Here is a 19,068-nt window from a genome sequence, read left to right as displayed (position 1 = left end):
CGGAGGTGCTAGCATAGCGCCATCAGCCGTATCGCTCAGCAAAACCACAGTAGTCTGAATATGACCGAGCCCGAAGACCCTAGCCGAGATCGCCTGAAGCATCACTTTGCCCAACGGGTCATTCACCAGGCGCGCCAGATTCTGGAGACGTGGCAACGTCTACAGAAGGCCGAATGGTCGGTCGGCGACATGGCCGAGCTCAAGGAGTCCACGCAGCGTCTTTCGCGCTTTGCCGAGCGCTTCGAACAGGTTGAACACAGCGCTCTGGCGCAGGAGATCAGCCAGGCCCTCGATGCGGTGGAAGCCAATCGCGGTCGTCTCAACAGCCGTGTCATCACCGATCTCAATCGTCTGATGCAGCGCCTTTCCCGAACCGGGCTGCGGCATGGCGATCGTTTCGAGCAGACTTCGCTGCCCCCGCTGCGCAAGCCCGTCTATGTGGTGCTTCAGGATCACGAGCGTGCCGAGCGCCTGGCCAAGCAACTGGAGTTTTTCGGGCTGGCAGCGCTGTCGCTGCACAATGTCGCCGAGTTTCAACGGGCGATGGCTCAGCGGCATCCGGCAGCGATTGTCATGGATGTCGATTTCAGCGGGCCCGGCAAGGGGCTTGAACTGGCCTCCCAGGCTCAGGAAGGGCTGGAGCAGAAGCTTCCGTTGTTGTTTTTCAGCCTCAATGAAACCGATACGCCCACCCGTCTGGCCGCGGTCAGGGCCGGTGGCGAAGAGTTTCTGACCGGCGCGCTGGAAGCGTCGAGTCTGCTGGAAAAAATTGAAGTCCTGACCTGCGTGGCTCAATACGAGCCCTATAAAGTGCTGATCATCGACGACTCCCGCGCGCAGGCGTTGCACACCGAGCGTGTCCTGAACGCTGCCGGAATCGTGACGCGGGTGCTGCTCGATCCGATTCAGGCGATGTCTGAACTGGCCGAGTTTCAGCCTGACCTGATCATTCTCGACATGTACATGCCGGGCTGTACCGGCACGGAGCTGGCCAAGGTCATCCGCCATAACGACCGTTACGTCAGCGTGCCGATCATTTATCTGTCGGCCGAAGACGATCAGGACAAGCAGCTCGATGCCATGAGCGAAGGCGGCGACGACTTCCTGACCAAGCCGATCAAACCCCGTCACCTGATCACCACCGTGCGCAACCGTGCTGCCAGGGCGCGAAACCTCAAGGCGCGCATGGTCCGCGACAGCCTGACCGGGCTCTACAATCACACGCATATTTTGCAACTGCTGGAAGATTGCAGCTTTCGTTCGCGACGAGAAGGCAAGCCGCTGTGCTTTGCCATGCTCGATATTGACCACTTCAAGAGGGTCAACGACAGCCACGGGCACCCGATGGGGGACCGTGTCATCAAGAGCCTTGCGCTGTTTCTCAAGCAGCGCCTGCGCAAAACCGACTTCATCGGTCGTTACGGCGGTGAAGAATTTGCCATTGTCATGCCGGACACCGACATCCAGAGTGCCCACAGGGTGCTGGATGACATTCGCCATCGTTTTGCAGAGATCCATTACCCGGCGCAGCCCGCCGATCTGTTCTGCACCTTCAGCGCCGGCGTGGTTGCTCTCGGTGCCGATGACGACAGCCTGAGCCTTGCCTCTCAGGCGGATACGGCGTTGTATTGCGCCAAGCACGCGGGCCGCAATCGAGTGCATTCGGTGCTGCTCGACGTGCCTTATCACGTCGTGCGGAACGAAATCGAAGCCTGATTCCTGCTCAGCCCTGGCTTTCGATCAGCCTTTGCCGCTCCGCCGATTTGCCCGGTGAAAATGCCAGCGCCAGTTGGGTGCGGTTATGCATGTGCGTCAGGCGCAGCACCTGCGACACATAGAGTTTTACAGTGTTTTCAGTGATGCCCAGTTCGCAGGCGATCTGGTAATTGGTCAGCCCGGTACTGACCAGGCGTGCCACGTCCAGTTGGCGAGGTGACAACTTGGCCAGTGCCACCGGCATCTGCACTTCGCGCTCCGCGCGGTCACGCGTTTTTCGCTCGGGATGAGGCTTGTTCTGAACGCTATCCAGGTTCTGATAAAGGTCGTCGATGGAGGCGGCCAGAAACTGGAGCTTTTCGTTGAGCAGGCCCAATTGCTGACGGTTCTTCTGCCGCTCGTTCAGCGCCTGGACTTGCAGCTGCACGCCTTCGAGCAATTCTTCCAGATCGACCGGCTTCTGGTAGTAATCGGCGATGCCGGCCCTAAGCGCCTTGATGACGTCTTTTTTCTCGGCCTGGCCGGTCAGCATGATCGCCTCGAACAGGTGCGTCTTGCCGCCAGTCATCTTCATCGCTTCGACCATCTCGATGCCGTTCATGCCAGGCATTTCCAGATCGCAGAGTACGATGCCGATCGTGCTGTCGGCGCTGAAACGCTCGATGGCTTCGAGGCTTGAATAGCAACGCACACACTCATAGCCGCTGCTTTCCAGAAACTCGCAGAGTTCTTCAACGATAAGGGGCTGGTCATCGACCACCAGAACTTTCGTGAGCGGGTAGTTATCCACAGGCAACTCCATGCTGTTAGGGGGCCGTCGACGGCGCCCCGATCCATTCAGCAAACATGACTCGGCGTTATTCGATCAGTGGGGATGTTGGTGACAGTACGCCATCGCCATGACTTAACCGTAGTCGTACTTTCTGACTATGTACATAGCATTAAAGTTTTCCCCATCGTTCTTCGACTAATGGAGCAGTGCTGTGCTCAGGAGTAAGCCTGCGAACAAAAAAGGTGAAAAAGGATGTTTGTCTGACGCTGCGGGGTTCATATACCGATAGCGTTGTGCAAGCCATTGCTGCGCATGGGGCCAGGCACTCTTTCCGACGATAAGCCAGGTCGCCATGGCAGCGCCCGCGCCAATAAATGTACACAGCAGATAGGCACTGTTCGAGGCCAGCGCCAACGCCGTCATCAGTTTGACGTCTGCGGCGCCCAACTTGCCGAGTGCATAACCTGGCAATGTCAGCGCCAATGCCAGGGTCACGGCCAACAAGGCCTCCAGCGCAGGCGAGCCGAGCCAGGTCATACCGGTCAACGTCAGGTAGATAATAGCCAGCGCTGCTGCGCCGAGTGTCAGCCCGTTGGAAATCTGCTTGCAACGCGCATCCTGTTCGGCGCAAATTGCAAACCATATCAACAGGAAAAATAATTTCATCACGCCGAAGACATCCTGTTATCGGGAAAGAATCTATGCTGTGTTGATGCACTACATGTCAGGGTAGACGTCGATATGAAAACTGTTCTGCAACATACCTTGCCCCGTCGCCAACAGGGGGCCGCCGCTATTGAATTCTCTGCGGTGTTCGTTATTTTCTTCGCGGTGTTCTACGGCATGGTGAGTTATAGCCTGCCGTTGCTCATGGTCCAGTCATTCAATGCCGCTGCCAGTGAAGCGGTGCGCAGAAGTGTGGCCCTCAGTCCGACAGTTACTGGCTATAACGATCTGTTGAAGAGTCAGGCTCAGAGTGTGGTCATGAACCAGTTGTCGTGGATACCCCCAGCGCTGGGATTCAATGTCAACCATACCAGCGTGACTTATAGCGCAGGCATTCTGACCGTGACCATCCAGTATCCCAAGACCCGACTGGCTCAGGTACTGCCCTTGTTGACCCTCCCTGGCATTGGCGAGGTCCCGCGCTTGCCGAGCAACCTGACTGCACAAGCGAGTCTGCAACTTGTCCCTTGAAAAGAATCGTTTGAGCCGCTGGCTGGGCCGTGGTGAAGCAACGCAGGTGCCGCAGCCGTTGCCCGTATCGAGCGAGCCCGGTCCGATCGGTGCGGACCTCTATCTGCTGCTGGATGACGAAGGCCGTATACAAAGCATCAGCCCGCACTTGCTCGCCCGGCTGGATGTCGCTGCGCCACTGCCGGCGGCTCAGCGTTTGATGAGTCTGCTGCTGCCCAACAGTGCACTGGTCATCGAAGGGGTGCCGCGTGACTGGTTGGGGCACATGCTCGACCTGGACTTCAAGGGGGATGATGCGCATACCTTGCACGCCCGAGGCTGGGTGCAGGCGCATGGCAAGGGCTGGCTCTTGCAATTGCTGGATATCAGCGACCTGATGGAGGAGGCCAGTGCCGCGCGCAGCCGCCAGCAGTGCCTGCGGTTTGCCGGACAGATGGCCGAGCGTGTGCGAGGGTGCAACGTCGACCGCTTGACTGCGGTGGTGAGCGAGCAACTGGAGGAGCTCGCGCAGCTGTGGCGCATTCCCTGTGTGGCGCTGGTGTTGCCGGAGGCCGGCGGTGTCGGCTGGCGTGTTTATTGTCAGCACAGCGCGCATACGGCGCCCGAGTTGTGGCAGGTCGGGCAGCGGCTGGGCACTGCGCTGGATCGATTCAACGTCGACGCCACGCAGCAGCTGAGGTTTGGCGGCGGTGTCGATGAGGGCGCGCTGCAAAGTGTTTTTGGCAACGCTGAGGGTTTTCTGATCCCCCACAGCCGCGATAACGTTGCCAAAGCCTGGCTGATGTTCGGATTTTATAACGCGCAGCAGCAGGCTCCGGACCTTGGCGAGCGTGAGTGGCTGAACCTGTGCTCGGCATTGGCTGGGCCGGTACTTTTTCGCCTGTCCGAGCAACACAACCGTCATCATGTCGAACGCCTGGCGGTGCTTCAGGACCTGCTGGGCACCGGATGGTGGGAATTGCTGCCGGATCGTGACGAGGTTCTGCTGGCACCGCAGCTGGCTCGCAGTCTGCGTCTGGGCGATCGGGTCGAAAGCCTGTCGCGTCAGGACTGGCTGGCACTGATTCATCCCGCCGATCGACAGGAGCTGTCCAGTCGTCTCGCGCAGTTGCGCGACAAAGGCACGCCGCTGTTGCTCTGTGTACGTCTGGCACAAAATGACCCCACTCAGGAAACCCTCTGGTTTCGTATCCAGGGGCAGGCGTTGATCAGGGGCCAGGTTCAGCGTGTGCTGGGGTTCATGCTGGACGTCAGCGATATCAAGAATCAGGAAACCGAGGCCGCTGCCGCGCATGCCCGGCTGGATAACCTGATTGCCAGCTCGCCCGCCGTGATTTACGTGCAGCGTTATGATCACGGCAACCTGGAGCCCACCTTTTTCAGTGACAGCCTCACGCCTCTGCTGGGCTGGACGCTGGCCGATTGCGTCGATGGGCAACTGGCGGGATACATCCATCCCGACGACCACGACATCTGGTTCGAGCGTAACCGCCAACTGCTGCGCGAAGGATTCGTCAGCCGCCGTTTCAGGTTGCGCAACAGGAACGGCCAGTACCACTGGCTGCTGGACGAGGCGCGACTGCTGCGTGACGACCTTGGCATGCCGGTGGAGGCAGTGGGCCTGTGGCTCGACGTGACCGAGGCCACCCTGGCCGCCGAGCATATACGGCGCAGCGAGGAGCGTTACCGCATTCTGGTCGAGGATTCGCCGGCCATGATCTGCCGCTACACGCCGGACCTGGTGTTGAGTTTCGGCAACCGGCCGCTGGCCAACTATATGGAGTGCACACCCGAGCAACTGACCGGGATCAACCTGGGAGACTGGCTGTCGGACGAGCAGCGCGAGGCGTTCATCAAGCGTATCGGCCAGCTGACTCCGGAAGCGCCGGTAAGTACCGAAGAAATCTGTATCGAGCTGCCGGGCCGTGAGTACGCCTGGTGGATATGGGCCGACCGAGGGGTGTTCGATGAGCACGGCAAACTGGTCGAAGTGCAGGCGGTGGGGCGTGACAACACCGATGTGCGCCGCTCGCGCATGCAGTTGAATCAGAGCGCGAAGATGGCAACGCTTGGCGAGATGTCCACCGGTCTGGCCCATGAGATCAACCAGCCGCTCAACGTCATGCGCATGGCCGTGGTCAACGTTCTCAAGCGTCTGGGCCGGGGTGATGTGGACATCGAATACCTCACTGAAAAGCTCAATCGCATTGACACTCAGGTGCAGCGCGCTGCCCGGGTAGTCGATCACATGCGGGTATTCGGTCGCCGCTCTGAGGTAGAGGAGCAGCTGTTCGATCCGGCCCAGGCAGTCGAAGGCACGATCTCGATGCTGGCTGAAGGCATGAAAGGCAAGGGCGTGCAGCTGCGGGTCGGCGCGATGATCGATGCGGTGCGGGTGCGCGGCCATGTCGATCAGCTTGAGCAGGTGCTGATCAACCTGATGGTCAACGCCCGTGATGCCTTGTTGTCGCGCCGGGAAAAGGACCGGGATTTCGAGCCGTGGATCAGTGTCGAGGCCGAGCGCGATGAAAATATCATCCGCCTGGCGGTCCAGGACAACGGCGGGGGCATTGATCCGCGGTTGCTGGAGCGTATTTTCGAGCCGTTTTTCACCACTAAACCGATCGGTGTCGGCACCGGGCTGGGCTTGTCCGTCAGTTACGGCATCGTCGACCAGATGGGCGGCCAGCTCAGCGTCGCCAACGTCGGCGAGGGCGCTCGATTCCAGATCGAGCTGCCGATCTTCAACGCCGATCAGACCGGCAGCTAAATCACCAGTGTCGCCTGACCCAGGTTGCAGCTCAGATTGGAGCCGACGTCGGTGGCCCCCATGCTCACACCCAGTGATTCGAACAACGGGTCGACGACCGACGTGAGCAAGCGTGTCAGGGTGTCGTCGACAATCGCATCCAGCGCCAGGGTCAGGCTGCTCAGGGTGCCGGCCGCACCGGTGATGACGTTGCCCAGCACATTGCTGGTCGCCGGTTTATACACATTCACTTTGACGCTTGAAGCCGTGCCGTTGAGCAAGGTACTCGGTTTGGTGTGCGCAACGCGTGTCAGGTAAAACGGGGCGCTGCTGATCTCCGGCAGGTTGGGCGAGCTGAACGTCGTGCTGGTAACCGTCGAGCTGCCCAGTGCCGACTGGCTGACGTTGTCGAAGGTAAGGCCGATACCGCCACCTCCAAAAGGTTTGCGCGCGGTGCAGTTACCCAGCAGCCCGGCGATTTTCTGACAGGTCATGGTGCCGATATCGATGACCGGTAGCGGCAGGGCGGTGACTGCCGCCGGATCAGTGCTGGCGGGGAAGGCAGATGGACTCTCGATCGAGCCAATCTTGGCGCTAAGCAGCGCTGCGTCGGTCTTGACGCTGAGGGTTTTGCTGGCGTTGCTGGTGCAGGTAAAACCGCTGACGTAGCTGTCGGCGCTGGCCATTGCCAGGCTCATGTCGATCCTCGGACCTGCGTTTGACGAGCCTTCGGAGGTCAGAAATTTGAAGTCGGTCACCATGCAACTGGTGAGTCCCAGCGCGCAGGTGGCCGAGGTCCCCAGCCCGGCAATGTTCAGGCCCAATGCGCTGTTGAGAACCGGCGTGAGGCTGCCTATCACTGAACCTGCGGTATTGGCCAGCGAGGTTATCGTGCCGAGCACCGGCAGGTTGATCGACACCAGCGCGCGCATTTGTGCCGTGCGCACGTAAATCCGGTTGGCACCGTTTCGCGGGTCGAGCGGGTCGATCTTGCTCGGGTCGCCGATCGCCGACAGCTGAGGCGGCTCGATCACCTGAATGCGTGTGGTGACCTGCGCCAGCCCGGCGACATTGATCTGGGTCGCGGTCAGAACGCCGGTCTTTTCATTGGCCAGTTGCGCGATGCCCTGGACCAGATCCATCAGGCGCAGATTGGTATTCAGCGCGGCGAGGTCCGCGCCGCTCTGCACGGACAGAAGATCACCCAGCAGCACGGTGGTTGCTCCGGAGGCCAGCTTCAAGGCTTGCAGGCCCTGAATGGCGGCGGCACCGCCCAGTGTTGCGTTGGGGCTGATGACATTGATTGCGCTCTGCAGCAACTGACTGACCGAAACCGAGGTGTTGAGTACATCGTTGTAACCAACCGCCGTGAGGCTGAGGTCGGTTTTCAGCCTGTTCAGGTAGCTCAGCAGACTCAGGTTGGTGTCTGCAATGCCTTGCCAGTTGGCAACACTCAGGTTCAGCGTGCCGCCCAGCAGGCTGCCGACCACCGGGTTGAGGAGGGCGGCACCGGTGCTGTCCACAGTGACTCCCGCACTGCGGATGGTCAGTGCCGCCAGCGGCGAGGCGCTGGCGGCCACGGCAGTGGCGCTGATCGTGACGTTGGGTGGGGAGGGCGTTTTTTCGAACAGGGCGCCAATGCCGGCTGCAACGCTGCGTGGCACCGGATGAGCCGCGACCACCTGAATAGCCAGCGCCTGCGTCGAATCGGCGACAAATACGCGAGGCCCCGCGACGTCCACGGTGAGTGTTCCACAGCGGGTCACCAGGGTGCGGCCATCGGTATTCGGGGTGAAACCGTTGCGCGTGGCGCTCTGATTGGCGAAATCGGGCGCAGTGGCTGCCGTGCCGCTGCACGTTCCTCTACGGCCCGCCGCTTCCAGTGCGGCAATGTCCGCAACCCGCTGCAACGAGCGCTTTTCCAGATACAGCCTGCCGCTGTCGATAACGGTCAGCGTGCACAGCAATGCCAGGCCCATGGTCAGCGCCGCCATCAGGCCGATCGCGCCGCGCTGCCGGGAGGGCATCGCCGTATAACCATCCAGTGGAGACATCAACACTCCTTCGATCACGCCATCGCACACTCATTTGTCCCTGAAGAGTGTAGTCAACGCCTCGAAAGAGCGCTGGCAAGGTGCCAGATTTGAGCAGTGTCGCACCCGTCATGTGCGGGCGCGATCAGGTCTGTCGATCAATACTGGTAACGCAGCACGCCATGCGACAGGGCACGAACGGCAAAGATACACAGCAAGGCGGTCATGGCGGGCACGACGAGCCACCAGACGCGCACCGACATGGCCGGCAAGGGGTCCTTGCGTTGGATGAACGCCAGGCTGGCGGCGCAGACGCAGAACGCCAGAAGCATGCCGGCGAGAATGTCGGTAGGCCAGTGAACGCCCAGGTAAACCCTCGACAGCGCGATTGCCAGAGCCGGAATACCGGCGACCAGCATCCAGGTCAGGCGCAGCCGCACGGGTTGGCCGCGTCCGGCCAGCACTGCCAGGGTCATGAACAGCGCAAAGGCTGCCGAGCTATGACCGCTGGGCATGCTGTACGTGGTCAGCGGCTCTAACAGCACCTCCGGGCGAGCGCGGGCGAAAAACGTTTTCAGGATGCCGTTGGCGATCGCGGTGCCCAGTGTGGCGATCAGAGCAAAGGCTGCGTGGCGCCATTGCCTGGCAACCGCCAGTACGATGATCAGCAGGCTGGCGGCCAGCAATTGCGCCCTGAAATCGCCAATGCTGGTGACGAAGACCACAATGTGCTGCGTGGCTTCGCTGCGGTGTTCCTGGATGAGCGTCATCAGGCCGTTGTCGAAGTCGGCCAGCAGCGGGAAGCCGAAGAACAGCGCTGCGACCAGCATCAGGCTGAGCGCGGAAATCAGGCGGGTTGCGTAGCGTTTCTGGCGAATACTGCTCTGGATGCTCAGCCCGAACAGGACGGCCAGGCCGCCGCCAACCACGGCCGCCTCGGGCCAGAAGCCTTCCGGCAGTGGCAGGCGAATCGCTGCGCCTGCCGCCCAGCCCGGCATCAGGTAGGCAATCGACCAGCCTGCCGCCGCCAGCACGCTGACCGCCACGAAGCGCGGCAGCGGCATGTCGCACATACCGGCGATCATCGGCAGCATCGGGCGCAACGGACCGATGAAGCGTCCTACCAGCAAACTGGCAATGCCGTAACGGTGGAAGTACTTTTCCGCACCTTCCATCCACTCCGGGTGCGTGCGCAAGCCGGGCAATTGACGGATATTCTGATGAAAGCGCCGGCCTACGAAGTACGACACCGCGTCACCCAGCAGCCCGCCGAGAAAACCCAGCAACAGCACTTCGCTCAACGGCAGTATGCCGCTGCCCGCCAGGGCGGCGATGGCAAACATGATGACCGTGCCCGGCACGACGATCCCGACGATCGCGACGCATTCAATGAAGGCCACCAAAAAGATCGCGACAGCCACCCAGGAAGGGTTTGCGGTCAGCCAGCCAGTCATTCCATTGAGCAGATCGCCCATCGGTCAGTTTCCTTGATCGAGAAATAAGTAGTCGCGGCCTTCGACCTGACCGCGTCTTAGAGGGTTCCGTGTGCAGGAACGGGCGTAACCGGCATCCACGAAGCGATACATCAAGTGCTCATCGCGCCCGGCGGGAATGCCCAGTCGGGTGGTCTGGATAATGCGTTCGGGTGTCTGACCGATGTCCTCGACCAGCAATTTTTCAGGGTCGAAGCGCTTGGCGTCCCACACCGGGACTTTCAGGCCGAGCGCCTTGCACAGCAGCGTCTGGCCAGCGCAAAGCCGTTGCGCCGGGCGCATCGCGCCGCTGGCGTCGGGGTTGTTCAGTTGCATCTGCACCAGCGCGTTTTCGTCGCTGGTTGCGTCGGTCCAGGGAAACCCCGATTTGATCAGCACGGCATTGCCCGGCCCTTCGGCACTGAAATTCAACGAATCACCGCCGCGTGCGTAGTACATATAGATGTGGCCACCGTCGAGAAACAGCGCCTTGCGTTTCTCGGTGTAGCCCAGCGAGGCATGGCTGCCTTTTTCGGCGCAGTAGTACGCTTCGGTTTCGATGATCCGCGCGGCCAGCCACAGGTCGCCAACCTTGTGGCGGATGACCTTGCCCAGCAGATCGCGCGCCAGCACCTGGGCATCGCGATGAAAGAAGTGGTCGGGGAGGGCTGTGGGCATAATCGGACGGGTACATTGAGAAAGAGCCCGATAATAACAAGCGCAACTTTAATTGCAGCTGAATGTGTCTGGATTAGGCGCTTTGTTGTTTCTGAACGTGACCGAATCATGACAAGCCGTTATGCCCATGCAGGGTGCCAGCCTGCGCATGGCCGCCGGCAACGCCTGCCACGGTGACGAAAAAACTGCGCACTGATATCGACCATCCGCCTGTCTGCGCTGTCGTTCGGGCGGCACGACAGCTATAATCAGCCGCTTTCCTCTTTGCCAAGACCTCTGAGACCAATGACCGAGTCCGTTCTTGACTACATGACCCGCCTGGGTCGCGCCGCCCGCGAAGCTTCGCGAGTGATCGGTCGTGCCAGCACTGCGCAGAAGAACCGCGCCCTGCAGGCCACTGCCGCCGCTCTGGACGAAGCTCGCGCCGAGCTGTCTGCCGCCAATGCGCTGGACCTGGCCAATGGTCAGGCGAACGGCCTTGAACCGGCCATGCTCGAGCGTCTGGCCCTGACCCCCGCACGTATCGACGGCATGATCGTCGGGTTGCGTCAGGTTGCAGCGCTGGCGGACCCGGTCGGTGCGATCCGCGACATGAGCTATCGGCCGTCAGGTATTCAGGTCGGCAAGATGCGTGTGCCGCTGGGTGTTGTCGGAATCATCTACGAGTCACGTCCGAACGTGACCATCGATGCTGCAAGTCTGTGCCTGAAGTCCGGAAACGCAACCATTCTGCGCGGTGGTTCCGAAGCCATTCATTCCAATCGCGCCATCGCGGCCTGCATCGAGCGCGGCCTGGCCGAGGCCGGTCTGCCCGCTGCTGTCGTGCAGGTGGTTGAAACCACCGACCGTGCAGCCGTGGGCGCGCTGATCACCATGCCTGAGTACGTGGACGTCATCGTTCCGCGTGGCGGCAAGGGGTTGATCGAGCGCGTCAGTCGCGACGCACGGGTGCCGGTCATCAAGCATCTGGACGGCATCTGCCATGTGTACGTCAGTGCCCACGCCGATCTGGCCAAGGCGCAGAAGATCGCCTTCAACGCCAAGACCTACCGTTACGGGATCTGTGGCGCGATGGAAACCCTGCTGGTCGATCAGACCATTGCCGCCGACTTTCTGCCGTCGATGGCCGCGCAGTTTCGCGAGAAGGGCGTCGAGTTGCGCGGTTGTGAGCGCACCCGTGAGCTGATCGACGTGATCCCGGCCACCGAGGAAGACTGGCACACCGAGTACCTGGCCGCGATTCTGTCGATTCGCGTCGTGTCCGGTCTGGATGAAGCCATCGAGCACATCAACCATTACGGCTCGCATCACAGCGATGCCATCGTGTCGGACCACCAGAGTCAGGTGCGCCGGTTCATGGCCGAGGTCGATTCCAGTTCGGTCATGGTCAATGCGCCGACCTGCTTCGCTGACGGGTTCGAATACGGCCTGGGTGCCGAGATCGGCATTTCTACTGATAAGCTGCACGCCCGCGGTCCGGTCGGTCTTGAAGGGCTGACCTGCGAGAAGTACATCGTGATCGGTGACGGCCAATTGCGCGGACAAGCCTGACTTGAATAGCCCCATGACCGCGCTGCCCAGACGTATCGGCATGCTTGGGGGCACGTTCGACCCGGTTCATATCGGTCATTTGCGCGGTGCGCTCGAAGTGGCCGAACTGCTGGAACTCGATGAGTTGCGCCTGACGCCCAGCGCCAGGCCACCGCATCGTGACATGCCGAGCGTCACCGCCGAGGATCGTCTGGCGATGGTTCAGAGTGCCGTTGCGGGTGTGTCGCCCTTGACGGTGGATGACCGTGAACTGAAACGTGACAAACCGTCGTACACCCTCGACACACTGGAATCGATGCGCGCCGAACTGGCGCCTCGCGACCAGTTGTTCCTGTTGCTGGGTTGGGATGCCTTTTGCGGGCTGCCGACCTGGCACAGATGGGAAGAACTGCTGGAGCACTGCCATATCGTGGTGCTGCAACGCCCGGACGCGGACAGCGAGTCGCCGGATGCCATGCGCAATCTGCTGGCGGCCCGCGCAGTCAGCGATCCCAAGGCCCTGAAAGGGCCGGGTGGACAGATTACATTCGTCTGGCAGACGCCTTTATCGGTGTCTGCCACCCAGATCCGTCAACTGCTGGCCAGCGGTAAGTCGGTACGTTTTCTGGTGCCAGACGCGGTACTGGCCTATATCGATGCACGCGGACTTTACCGCGCGCCGAACACTGATGGGTCGTCCTGAAACTGCTTTGATCGACAAGCGTCTGGACGGTCCCACACATACGAGCTGAATGAGTTTTATATGACAAAGCAAAAAATGAGCAGTGAAGAAGTCGTCAAGGTTGCGATCGCAGCCCTCGAAGAGATCAAGGGTGCCGACATCCTGGCCATCGACGTGCGCGACAAGACCAGTATCGCTGACTACATGCTGATCTGTACCGGTAGCTCCAACCGTCAGTTGAACGCACTGGTGGACAGCGTTCGTGACAAGGTCAAGGCTGCCGGCCTGAAGTCCCTGAGCGAAGAAGGCAAGGGCGACAGCGACTGGGTCCTGCTGGACCTGGGTGATGTGATTGTCCATGTGATGACCGCTGCTGCACGCCAGTTCTATGACCTCGAGCGCTTGTGGCAGGGTGCAGAACAAAGCCGTGCTGCCAGCGCTGCGCACCACACACCGGGCAACGAATAAGGCTTTGATGTGCGTCTGCGTCTGATCGCTGTGGGTTCGCGCATGCCCAAGTGGGTGGAAGAAGGTTGGCACGAATACGCCAAGCGGATGCCCTCCGAGCTTGCGCTTGAACTGGTGGAAATCCCGCTCAATACCCGAGGCAAAAACGCCGACGTCGCGCGCTTTATCCGTCAGGAAGGCGAGGCGATGCTGGCGAAAGTGCAGCCGGGCGAGCGGATTGTCACCCTGGAGGTGCAGGGCAAACCGTGGAGCACCGAGCAGTTGGCGGTCGAACTCGATCGCTGGCGTCTCGATGCACGCACGGTCAACCTGATGGTCGGCGGCCCCGAGGGGCTGGCGCCTGAAGTCTGCGCCCGCAGTGAACAACGCTGGTCTCTGTCGCCGCTGACCCTGCCGCATCCGTTGGTGCGCATTCTGATCGGCGAGCAGATGTATCGCGCCTGGACGGTCCTGTCCGGGCACCCTTATCACAAGTAGCATCGTCTTTACTGTGAATACGGCCTAAATGTCTCAACCGATCCGCCTCAAAGACCACGAAAAGGACGCACGCCTGGTGCGCGGCAGGGTCGTGTTCGGTGCAGTGGCGGTGGTGTTGCTGGTGTGCGTGCTGATTGCCCGGTTGTATTACCTGCAGGTCATCCAGTACGACTATCACTCCACGCTTTCGGAAAACAACCGCGTTCACGTTCAGCCGATTCCGCCCAGCCGTGGGCTGATCTACGACCGCAATGGCGTTGTGGTCGCCGACAACCGGCCCAGTTTCAGTCTCAGCATGACCCGTGAACGTGCAGGCGAGTGGTCCAGCGTGCTCGACACCATTGTCGAGATCCTGCAGCTCACCCCTGACGACCGCATCATCTTCGAGAAGCGCATGAAACAGGGGCGTCGGCCATTCGAGCCGGTGCCCATTCTGTTCGAGCTGAGCGAAGAGCAGATCGCCCTGATCGCCGTCAACCAGTTCCGCCTGCCGGGCGTCGAAGTGGTTGCGCAACTGGTCAGGCACTACCCGCAAGGGCCGCACTTTGCCCACTCGGTCGGCTACATGGGGCGCATCAACGAAAAAGAGCTCAGGAGCCTCGACCCGATCAATTACAGCGGCACGCACCATATCGGCAAGACCGGTATCGAGCGCTTTTACGAGCCCGAACTGCATGGTCAGGTTGGCTACGAAGAGGTCGAGACCAACGCCCGTGGTCGCGTATTGCGTGTGCTCAAACGCACCGACCCGATCCCCGGCAAGGACATCGTCCTGAGCCTGGACATCAAGCTTCAGGAAGCCGCCGAAGCCGCACTGGGCGGGCGTCGTGGTGCGGTCGTCGCGCTGGACCCGGCCACCGGTGAAGTGCTGGCGATGGTCAGTGCGCCGAGCTTCGATCCGAACCTGTTTGTCACCGGCATCAGCTTCAAGGCCTATGCCGAGCTGCGCGATTCCATCGACCGGCCGCTGTTCAACCGCATCCTGCGAGGGTTGTACCCGCCGGGCTCGACCATCAAGCCTGCGGTGGCGATTGCCGGGCTGGATACCGGTGCAGTAACGCCTGGCTCGCGGGTATTCGATCCGGGCTATTACCAACTGCCCAACTACGATCACAAGTACCGCAACTGGAACCGCACCGGCGATGGCTGGGTCGATCTGGATACGGCGATCATGCGTTCAAATGACACGTACTTCTACGATCTGGCGCACAAGGTGGGCATTGATCGACTGGCTACCTATATGAACAAGTTTGGTATCGGGCAGAAGGTCTCGCTGGACATGTTCGAAGAATCTCCCGGTCTGATGCCTTCCCGTGAGTGGAAGCGCGCCACGCGCCGGCAGGCGTGGTTCCCCGGCGAGACGCTGATCCTCGGCATCGGTCAGGGCTACATGCAGGCAACGCCGTTGCAACTGGCCCAGGCGACCGCGCTGGTGGCCAACAAGGGGGTGTGGAACCGTCCGCACCTGGCCAGAACCATCGAAGGCAAGGCGCCAGTGGATGAAAACCCGATGCCGGACATCGTGCTGCGCGATCCGGCCAACTGGGGACGCGTCAACCACGGCATGCAGGAAGTGATGCACGGCGCGCGCGGCACGGCGCGCAAGGCCGCTATTGGCGCGCAGTACCGGATTGCCGGCAAGAGTGGTACGGCCCAGGTGGTGGCCATCAAGCAGGGTGAGAAATACGACCGCACCAAGGTGCAGGAACGTCACCGCGACCACGCCTTGTTCGTCGGCTTCGCCCCGGCCGACAACCCGAAAATCGTTGTTGCAGTGATGGTCGAGAACGGTGAGTCCGGTTCCGGCGTTGCTGCACCCGTCGTGCGTCAGGTCCTGGACGCCTGGCTGCTCGACGAAAACGGCCATCTCAAACCCGAGTACGCCGGTTCCCTGAATCTGGAGGCTGCGGCCCGTGAAGAGTAATTTCGACCGCATCCTGTCCAGTGAAGACGTGATGCGTCGCCGCGCCACGTTTCTGCAGCGCATTCATATCGACGGTCCATTGCTGATCCTGCTGCTGACGCTGGCCGCGGGCAGCCTGTTCGTGCTGTATTCGGCCAGCGGCAAGAACTGGGATCTGCTGATCAAGCAGGCCAGTTCGTTCGGCATCGGTCTGGTGGCGATGGTGGTGATCGCCCAGCTGGAGCCGCGCTTCATGGCGCGCTGGGTGCCGGTGCTGTATGTCATCGGCGTCCTGCTGCTGGTGGTGGTGGATGTCATGGGCCACAACGCCATGGGCGCGACGCGCTGGATCAATATTCCCGGGGTAATCCGCTTCCAGCCTTCGGAGTTTCTCAAGATCATCATGCCGGCGACCATCGCCTGGTACCTGTCCAAGCGCACGCTGCCCCCGCATTTGAAGCACGTGGCGGTCAGTCTCGCCCTGGTCGGTGTGCCGTTCATTCTGATCGTGCGCCAGCCCGACCTGGGGACGTCGCTGCTGATTCTGGCGTCGGGTGCCTTCGTGCTGTTCATGGCCGGTTTGCGCTGGCGCTGGATCATCAGCGTACTGGCGGCGGCCGTACCGGCAGCGGTGGCCATGTGGTTCTTCTTCATGCACGACTACCAGAAGCAACGCGTACTGACGTTTCTGGACCCCGAAAGCGATCCGCTGGGGACCGGCTGGAATATCATTCAGTCAAAGGCTGCCATCGGTTCGGGCGGCGTGTTCGGCAAAGGCTGGTTGCTCGGCACCCAGTCGCACCTCGACTTTCTGCCGGAAAGCCATACCGACTTCATCATTGCCGTATTGGGTGAAGAGTTCGGCCTGGTGGGCATCTGTGCGCTGCTGATCATCTATATGCTGCTGATCGGCCGCGGGCTTGTGATCACTGCACAGGCGCAGACATTATTCGGCAAACTGCTGGCCGGCGCGTTGACCATGACGTTTTTTGTTTACGTTTTCGTCAACATCGGTATGGTCAGTGGCCTGCTGCCAGTGGTGGGGGTGCCGTTGCCCTTCATTAGCTACGGCGGAACTTCGCTCGTGACCCTACTGTCAGCGTTTGGGGTTTTGATGTCGATCCATACACATCGTAAATGGATCGCTCAAGTTTGATTAAGGTGAATTATTCAATGCAAGCAGTGCGTAACTGGGCTCGATATGCTCCGGTGGTCGGTCTGGTGGGCATCCTTGGCTCGGTGCAAGAGGCATTGGCTGGCGACTATGAAGGGTCGCCCCAGGTGGCGGAATTCGTCGGTGAGCTGACCCGCGATCATGGCTTTGCCGGTGAGCAGTTGATGAGCCTGTTCCGGGAGGTCGAGCGCAAGCAGGCCATCCTCGATGCGATTTCCCGCCCGGCCGAACGGGTCAAGCAGTGGAAAGAGTATCGGCCGATGTTCATCACCGATACGCGCATCGCACGCGGTGTCGACTTCTGGCGTCAGCATGAGGCAGCCTTGGCGCGCGCCGAGCAGGAATACGGCGTGCCGGCGCAGATCATCGTGTCGATCATTGGTGTAGAAACCTTCTTCGGCCGCAATACCGGTAATTACCGGGTGATCGACGCCTTGTCGACGCTTGGCTTCGATTACCCGCCACGCGCCCAGTTCTTCCGCAAGGAATTGCGCGAGTTTCTGCTGCTGGCTCGCGAGCAACAGGTCGACCCCCTGACCCTCAAGGGTTCGTACGCCGGGGCAATGGGGCTGCCGCAGTTCATGCCGAGCAGCTTCCGCGCCTACGCGGTGGATTTCGACGGTGACGGTCATATCAACATCTGGACCGACCCGGACGATGCCATCGGCAGTGTCGCCAGCTATTTCAAGCGTCATGGCTGGGTGGCCGGTCAGCCGGTGGTCAGTCGTGCCACGGCGCGTGGCGACCGGGTTGACGAGGGGTTGAGCCCTGCGCTTGATCCGGTAATGTCGGTCGGGGAGTTGCGACAGCTGGGCTGGGCGAGTCATGATGCGCTGCGCGACGATATGCCGGTGACGGCGTTTCGTCTGGAAGGCGACAATGGTCCTGAATACTGGCTGGGTTTGAACAATTTTTATGCAATCACTCGTTATAACCGCAGTGTGATGTACGCCATGGCCGTATATCAGCTGTCTGAATCGTTGGTTCAAGCTCGAGGCGTCAAGTAATGCGGGCATCGCCGATTCTTCAATCATTCAAGCTTCTGGCGTTGACCGGCCTGGCAGTGCTGGTTGCCAGTTGCTCGTCGCCGTCACGCACAACGTCGTCGCAGTCGCCAAAAGGCGGCGCCGTGGTGCGCTCGATGCCGGGGCTGGACATCAACCGTGCCCACAAGGACGGCGCGCCGTGGTGGGATGTGGATGTCTCGCGTATCCCTGATGCAACGCCAACCCTGCACACCGGCGCCTACAAGGCCAACCCGTACACCGTGCTGGGCAAGACCTACTTTCCGATGAGCGATGCCAAGCGTTACGTCGCTTCGGGCACTGCCTCCTGGTATGGCACCAAGTTTCATGGTCAGAACACCGCCAATGGCGAGGTCTATGACCTGTACGGCATGAGTGCCGCGCACAAGACCCTGCCGCTGCCCAGCTACGTCAAAGTGACCAACCTGGACAACAATCGCACGGTGATCCTGCGCGTCAACGATCGCGGGCCGTTCTATTCCGACCGCATCATCGACCTCTCCTACGCGGCCGCCAAAAAGCTCGGCTATGCCGAAAGCGGCACGGCGCGGGTCAAGGTCGAGGGTATCGACCCGCAGGAATGGTGGGCGCAACGGGGCCGTCCGGCGCCGCTGTTGCTCAATCAGCCGCAGGTCGTTGCCCAGGCGACGCCGCCTGCGCTGTCCACCTCGACCGGCACCGTCGAGCAGTACACACCGCCGCCTCAGCAGCACGCTGCACCCGTCGTGCCGATGCAGGTTGACGCAAAAAAAAACGCTTCAGGACAAGCCGCTGGGCTGTTTCTCCAGGTGGGAGCCTTCGCCAACCCGGACGCTGCGGAACTCCTGAGGTCGAAATTGAGCGGGATGGTTCGAGCGCCGGTGTTCGTCAGCTCGATAGCGCGCAATCAGCAAACGCTCTATCGAGTGCGGATGGGACCGATCGACACGCAGGGTGAAGCCCAGCAGCTGCAAAACAGCGTCAGGTCGGCCAATCTGGGCCAGCCGAGCGTAGTGACATCGGATCAGTAAGTTTTTTCGACAACCGTTCTCCGGCAATAATGGGGGACGGTATGCAGTCGCAGGCGGCGCAGATTTGCTTTCAGGGCAAGCGTTGCAGGTAACTGCCCACAAGGTCGTGTGTCGAACAGGCGACTTTGTCAGCCAGGGTTACAGCCTGGCGCCACGAGCCGTACCGAGGCGTTTCGCTTCGC

At 60.9% G+C, this 19,068-nt stretch carries 16 protein-coding genes; 11 read left to right on the top strand and 5 right to left on the bottom strand.

Going from position 1 to position 19,068, the window contains the following annotated elements; all coding sequences use genetic code 11:
* Positions 1-60 precede the first annotated feature (60 nt).
* Complete coding sequence (locus tag P406_RS10950; protein WP_004411973.1) at positions 61-1,716, top strand: response regulator; 1,656 nt, start codon at positions 61-63, stop codon at positions 1,714-1,716.
* 7 nt (positions 1,717-1,723) lie between these two features.
* Here the strand turns inward: P406_RS10950 and P406_RS10945 are convergent, their stop codons facing one another.
* On the bottom strand, positions 1,724-2,518 hold the full coding sequence (locus tag P406_RS10945; protein WP_004411971.1) for a response regulator transcription factor: 795 nt from the start codon (positions 2,516-2,518) through the stop codon (positions 1,724-1,726).
* A gap of 165 nt (positions 2,519-2,683) precedes the next feature.
* Positions 2,684-3,154 carry an A24 family peptidase gene (locus P406_RS10940; protein WP_046236180.1) on the bottom strand — a complete coding sequence of 157 codons (471 nt, stop codon included), beginning with the start codon at positions 3,152-3,154 and terminating at the stop codon, positions 2,684-2,686.
* A gap of 75 nt (positions 3,155-3,229) precedes the next feature.
* Here P406_RS10940 and P406_RS10935 point away from each other — a divergent pair, with 75 nt between their 5' ends.
* Together P406_RS10935 and P406_RS10930 are read left to right on the top strand one after the other, a co-directional pair.
* Positions 3,230-3,685, top strand: a complete 456-nt coding sequence (locus P406_RS10935; RefSeq protein WP_003419362.1) for a TadE/TadG family type IV pilus assembly protein — start codon at positions 3,230-3,232, stop codon at positions 3,683-3,685.
* Positions 3,675-6,455, top strand: a complete 2,781-nt coding sequence (locus tag P406_RS10930) for a PAS domain-containing sensor histidine kinase (RefSeq protein ID WP_046236179.1) — start codon at positions 3,675-3,677, stop codon at positions 6,453-6,455. Before P406_RS10935 ends, P406_RS10930 begins: the two co-directional genes overlap by 11 nt.
* Here P406_RS10930 and P406_RS10925 read toward each other — a convergent pair.
* The 3 genes from P406_RS10925 to P406_RS10915 all read right to left on the bottom strand — a co-directional run bounded on the left by P406_RS10925 (position 6,452) and on the right by P406_RS10915 (position 10,617).
* Entirely contained in the window at positions 6,452-8,488 is a 2,037-nt protein-coding gene (locus P406_RS10925; protein WP_046236178.1) for a TadG family pilus assembly protein, read from the bottom strand. The two genes, P406_RS10930 and P406_RS10925, sit on opposite strands and share 4 nt — an antisense overlap.
* A 137-nt stretch (positions 8,489-8,625) precedes the next feature.
* Positions 8,626-9,942, bottom strand: coding sequence for a bifunctional DedA family/phosphatase PAP2 family protein (locus P406_RS10920; protein WP_046236177.1), 1,317 nt, complete (start codon positions 9,940-9,942; stop codon positions 8,626-8,628).
* Between the two features lie 3 nt (positions 9,943-9,945).
* Complete coding sequence (locus tag P406_RS10915) at positions 9,946-10,617, bottom strand: DNA-3-methyladenine glycosylase (protein WP_046236176.1); 672 nt, start codon at positions 10,615-10,617, stop codon at positions 9,946-9,948.
* 285 nt (positions 10,618-10,902) lie between these two features.
* Between P406_RS10915 and P406_RS10910 the strand changes: the two genes are divergently transcribed.
* From P406_RS10910 to P406_RS10875, 8 genes are read left to right on the top strand one after another with little or no spacing between them, the layout of a single operon-like run.
* Positions 10,903-12,168 (top strand): glutamate-5-semialdehyde dehydrogenase, encoded by a 1,266-nt coding sequence (locus P406_RS10910; protein ID WP_003340934.1) that lies wholly within the window; start codon positions 10,903-10,905, stop codon positions 12,166-12,168.
* A gap of 22 nt (positions 12,169-12,190) precedes the next feature.
* Positions 12,191-12,850, top strand: coding sequence for a nicotinate-nucleotide adenylyltransferase (gene nadD / locus P406_RS10905; RefSeq protein ID WP_161420682.1), 660 nt, complete (start codon positions 12,191-12,193; stop codon positions 12,848-12,850).
* Between the two features lie 60 nt (positions 12,851-12,910).
* On the top strand, positions 12,911-13,297 hold the full coding sequence (gene rsfS / locus P406_RS10900; RefSeq protein ID WP_046236175.1) for a ribosome silencing factor: 387 nt from the start codon (positions 12,911-12,913) through the stop codon (positions 13,295-13,297).
* Between the two features lie 9 nt (positions 13,298-13,306).
* Entirely contained in the window at positions 13,307-13,774 is a 468-nt protein-coding gene (rlmH, locus tag P406_RS10895; RefSeq protein ID WP_003313894.1) for a 23S rRNA (pseudouridine(1915)-N(3))-methyltransferase RlmH, read from the top strand.
* Between the two features lie 28 nt (positions 13,775-13,802).
* Positions 13,803-15,698, top strand: a complete 1,896-nt coding sequence (gene mrdA, locus P406_RS10890; RefSeq protein WP_003419344.1) for a penicillin-binding protein 2 — start codon at positions 13,803-13,805, stop codon at positions 15,696-15,698.
* Between the two features lie 31 nt (positions 15,699-15,729).
* Positions 15,730-16,833 carry a rod shape-determining protein RodA gene (rodA, locus tag P406_RS10885; RefSeq protein WP_003368803.1) on the top strand — a complete coding sequence of 368 codons (1,104 nt, stop codon included), beginning with the start codon at positions 15,730-15,732 and terminating at the stop codon, positions 16,831-16,833.
* 17 nt (positions 16,834-16,850) lie between these two features.
* Entirely contained in the window at positions 16,851-17,858 is a 1,008-nt protein-coding gene (gene mltB / locus P406_RS10880; RefSeq protein ID WP_004411948.1) for a lytic murein transglycosylase B, read from the top strand.
* The gene (locus P406_RS10875; protein WP_004411946.1) at positions 17,858-18,886 is read left to right on the top strand and encodes a septal ring lytic transglycosylase RlpA family protein; all 1,029 of its coding nucleotides are present in this window, start codon (positions 17,858-17,860) and stop codon (positions 18,884-18,886) included. The genes mltB and P406_RS10875 overlap by 1 nt, the downstream gene beginning before the upstream one ends.
* Positions 18,887-19,068: the final 182 nt, after the last annotated feature.

Source organism: Pseudomonas syringae pv. coryli str. NCPPB 4273 (genome assembly GCF_000972175.1).
Lineage (GTDB): Bacteria > Pseudomonadota > Gammaproteobacteria > Pseudomonadales > Pseudomonadaceae > Aquipseudomonas > Aquipseudomonas syringae.
The sequence above is the reverse complement of the archived record's forward strand: the minus strand, read 5'-3'. Positions and strand labels throughout refer to the sequence as shown.